Below are 2,083 nucleotides of genomic sequence, written 5' to 3' on the forward strand. Positions count from 1 at the left end.
AAATAATAAACAACAAATGCATAATGAAAAAAAACACTACTAAACTAACAACAAAACAGGCAAAAAACCTATTGCTTGTTCTCTTGCTGTTTCTGGGCAACAGGATGCTCTATGCACAGAGCTGCACCGTTAATGCCGGGGGTAATGCCACGATATGCGGTACATCCTATACCCTGCAGGGCAGCGCATCGGGCACCACGGTTGGAAATCCCACCTGGACGCTTGTATCCAAGCCGGCAGGCGCACCTGACCCCGTTATCAGCAACATCAATTCCTATACACCTAATGTAACGGGGATGACCTTCCCCGGCAACTATGTGTTCCAGATGGCACAAAACTGCAGCTCCGGCAGCGGTACCTCACAGGTCACCATTACCGCGCCGGGAGATACAACAGGCTTTACCGCCGGACCAGACATTACCAATGTGAATGCTACGGTGGGAACAGTGACATTAAATGGTGTGGTGCCTGCAGGGTACACGGCATCATGGTCTGCCTATAATCTTTGGAACTACCAACGATTTAATACGAAAACCAGCCAAAACTCACAGTTCAGCTCTACCACGTCGGCTAGCACCACGTTTAGCCTCGTTAAGAAAGCTAATCACGATATCGACCCTTCCTATGTAGTAACACTTAGGATTACATCTGTTAATAATCCTGACTGCTGGTATGAAGATACGGCGATCATCCGTTTTATTCCGAATCCGCAAATCATAGTTCCAAACTCTTCCGGCTGTTTTGGTACCGGTTCAACTTATATTTATCTCAGCAATACTTCACCTATTTTTTCTACGGTACAACCGGGTGCAGCAGGTAATCCAAGCTATGGAACCACCGTTACAATGAATGTAAACAGCCAGCCTGCCGGAGGGAATATCCAATATACAAGAATAGAAGATGGTATTTTATTCTTTACAGGAGCCAGTACACCAGGGATATATAAATTTACACTAACCGTTACAAATTCTTCAGGAACCTACACTACACCTGAAATTACCTTTACCAACAGCGGATCTGCCCCCGGATTGGGTACCTTCATAGTAGCCTCTGATCCGGAACAGATGGAATATTATTCTTATGTTGGTAGCGGTGGAGAGGTTCAGTGCGGTATGGCGGGTAGTACAACCCCGATCACTTTCCGTTATACACTGAATGCGGCAGATGACCCGACAAGCATTACCTCTACAGTATCATCATCAGGAATAGCACCTCCAGGTGGAGCACCAGGTGTTGCAACAGCAGGAACCGGAGCAACCCGAAGTGTTACTGTAACCCCTCCGGCGGATGGATGGAGTGTAGGAACGTACAAGTTTAATGTGCGCCTCTCAAATGGCTCTTGTACTACTACTATGTATTATTTCCTGCATATATCGGATGGAGCCAGACCGAATGTAGCAGTACCTAATACCACGATATGTTATCCTGGCAGTGGTGTGGTAGCAGCAACTATTCCGTTGCCTGCCGTATATAAACAGGTAATCAATAGCAGCTATTTTCAGGAGTATAATGCCCGATACAATTTTAGTGTCGTTTCAAAACCTGCAGGATCAGGAACACCAAGTTATGGGACACCCGGATTTACCGAAACATCTACTGTTATTGGAAATCTGACAATGCCCGGAGAGTATGTCTTTAAAATAAAAGCAAATAGTGGTGCTGCCGGAGATTTTATAGGCAAGGAATATGAGTGCGCTGGGACATCCAGAGAAGGTACGTTCTCCATATTTGTTTCCCCGCAGATCAACGCCAACGCAGGATCGGACCAGGCATTGTCAGGAACAACACAAGTCACTCTAAATGGGAACGATCCGGGAGTAGCATCTACCGGTACCTGGACACTGGTATCTAAACCTTCCGGTGCTGCTGATCCTGCTATCGTGACACCATCGGCTTACAACACCAATGTTACGGGACTTAACGGGACAGGTACTTATACTTTCCGATGGACTATAACTACAGGAACATGTACCAGCACAGATGATGTGAATATCAGTGCCGTTGCTAACAATTGTGTTAACGGTTGTAACCCCAACGCCTACGTAAACAGCTCAGATCCTAATACCATTGAATATGATAATAT

General features: G+C 46.0%; 1 protein-coding gene. It reads left to right on the forward strand.

Going from position 1 to position 2,083, the window contains the following annotated elements:
* Positions 1 to 104: 104 nt before the first annotated feature.
* The coding region (locus tag QOL71_RS17650; protein ID WP_283418208.1) for a PKD domain-containing protein at positions 105 to 2,083 on the forward strand (1,979 nt) is incomplete at its 3' end.

It is taken from the genome of Epilithonimonas pallida, assembly GCF_900182975.1.
Classification (GTDB): Bacteria; Bacteroidota; Bacteroidia; order Flavobacteriales; family Weeksellaceae; genus Epilithonimonas; species Epilithonimonas pallida.